The following is a 2,171-nucleotide window of genomic DNA, read 5'->3' as shown; positions in this document are numbered from 1 at the left end:
GGTCAGTGGATGTAGGAGAAGACGCCCATCATCCCGGCCTCGGCGTGGTAGGCGTTGTGGCAGTGGGTTAGCCACTGGCCCGGGTTGTCCGCCTCGAAGTCGAAGACGACGGTTTGCCGGGGTTTGATGATGACCGTGTCCTTGCGGGCGCCATGGTCGGCCAGCTGGAAGGTGTGGCCGTGCAGGTGCATGGGGTGCCACATGTCGGTGTCGTTGGTCATCGTGACCCGCACGCGTTCGTCCAACCGGAGTTCGAAGGCGCCCTCGAAGGGGTTGGCCGGGTCGAAGCGTCGCCCGTTGATGCCCCAGTCGTACTCCATCATCGATCCGGTGAGGCGTACCTCGTGGGTCCTGGTCGGGTCCTTGGGTGGGAGCAGGACGGATTCGTGTGCCTTCAGTCGGCTGCCATCGAGCACGGTTCCGCCCAGGGTCTGCGGGAGCCGACCGGAGAGCGTGGTCTTTGGACCGGCTGCGATGATGCCGTAGGCGTGGCCGGTCTTGCCCTCGGGCAGGGCCAGTACGGGCACCGCCTGGTCGCCGAGGGTGATCAGCACGTCCAGGCGTTCGCCCATCCCCAGGACGACGGCATCGGCCTGGCGGGGCTGGACCGGGAACCCGTCGGTGTGGGTGATGGTCAGTTCCTGGCCGGGGATCCCGACCCGGTAGGCGGTGTCTCCGGCCGCGTTGATCAAGCGCAGGCGGATCCGGTTGCCCGGGGTGCTGGAGAAGGTGTCCGGGTCGGATGGGGGGCGGCCGTTGAACAGGTGCACGGGGATCTTCACGTCGCCGGCGTCCCCGCCCAGATAGTCGCTCTCAGCGCCCATGAGCATGTGCTTCATGGGCATGCCCGAGGAGCTGTCCTGGCTCATGGACCCGTGGTCCATGCCCGCCATGCCGGCCATGCCCTCCATGTCGCCGGACATGTCCATCCCGGCGGAGAGTTCCTCGACGACGTCCTGCGGTGTTCCGGTGATCCCGTCGAGCCAGTCGTCCAGGATCACGACCCATTCCTGGTCGTAGCTGAGGGGCTCGTTGGGGTCCTCGACGATCAGGGCCCCGTACAGGGCGCGTTCGCGCTGGGTGTCGAAGTGGGAGTGGTACCAGTACGTGCCCGGATGGGACAGCCGGAAGCCGTACGTATAGCGTCCTCCGGCGGCGATGGGGTCCTGGGTCACCCCCTGGACTCCGTCGGCGTCGTTGCGCAGGGCCAGCCCGTGCCAGTGCACGCTCGTGTCCTCGGGCAGGTCGTTGGCGACGCTGACCTTGAGCAGGTCCCCGGTCTGGGCGCGCAGCAGCGGCCCGTTGAGGCCGTCGTTGTATCCCCAGGTGGTCAGGCCCCGACCCTGGAGGGAGGTCTCGAGGGGTGCGGCGGAGAGCCGGTGGGTGACGGTGGTGCCCGAGGCGGCGCGTCGTTTCTCGTACTCGGCGACCAGCGGGTCGGTGGGCAGGATGCGCCCTGACGGTTGGGGGCTGATGACGGGATCGGCGCAGGCGGCCAGCCCGGCCAGCGCCAGGGCCCCGACGGAGGCGCCCAGGAAGGTGCGGCGGGTGGTCAGTGAGGAGGTCATCGGTTCTTCTTTCCGTCATCCGGCCCCGTGTCGCAGGCGGGCGCGACGGGGCCGGGCATGGCTGATCAGTTGCTGGGTGAGGCCGGTGGCGTACCGGGGCTGCGTGCCGCTGTCACCCGGAGGTATTGGCGGACCCTGCGCTCACCGGTGGGGCGCGGCCGGGGGCTTTAGGTGCGGCTGACGGCCAGTTGAGCCAGTGAAGGGTCCACGGGGGCCGGAAATGGGCAACCCAGGGCAGGGGTGGTGCGGTCAGTCCCCCACCGGGGCTAGGCAGGAGGGCCCGGGAGGCCAAGTGGGACACGACAGGTGCCTTGGTCAGGGCCGAGGCGCAGGTATCGTCCACGGCCTCCAGGGCACAGACCGGCAGCCCGGGGTCGGCTGCCTCATCCCCGGCAGGCTCGGCCGGGAGCACGACCTCAGGCACCATGCCGGCCGGACCGATGGCGCCCGGCCCGAGGTGATGAACAGTTGTGGCGGCGGCCGTAGCGGTGGCGGCCCAAGCCGCGCTGGTGCCCGTACCAGCGTGCATCCCGAGCAGGCCCAGGATCAACACGAGGGTGCCCAGAACGGTTCGAAGGGCGGGCCAGCCGGACAGGGGGCGGC

At 69.7% G+C, this 2,171-nt stretch carries 1 protein-coding gene; it reads right to left on the bottom strand.

Annotation, left to right across the window (positions count from 1 at the left end; genetic code table 11):
* Window positions 1–2: 2 nt before the first annotated feature.
* A complete protein-coding gene (locus J1M39_RS01945) occupies window positions 3–1,568 on the bottom strand; it encodes a multicopper oxidase family protein (RefSeq protein WP_206496411.1) in 1,566 nt (521 codons plus the stop codon).
* Between the last annotated feature and the right edge of the window lie 603 nt (window positions 1,569–2,171).

This window comes from Micrococcus sp. KRD077 (genome assembly GCF_017168505.1).
In the GTDB taxonomy this organism is placed as follows: domain Bacteria; phylum Actinomycetota; class Actinomycetes; order Actinomycetales; family Micrococcaceae; genus Micrococcus; species Micrococcus luteus.
This window is presented reverse-complemented; position numbering and strand designations above follow the sequence as displayed.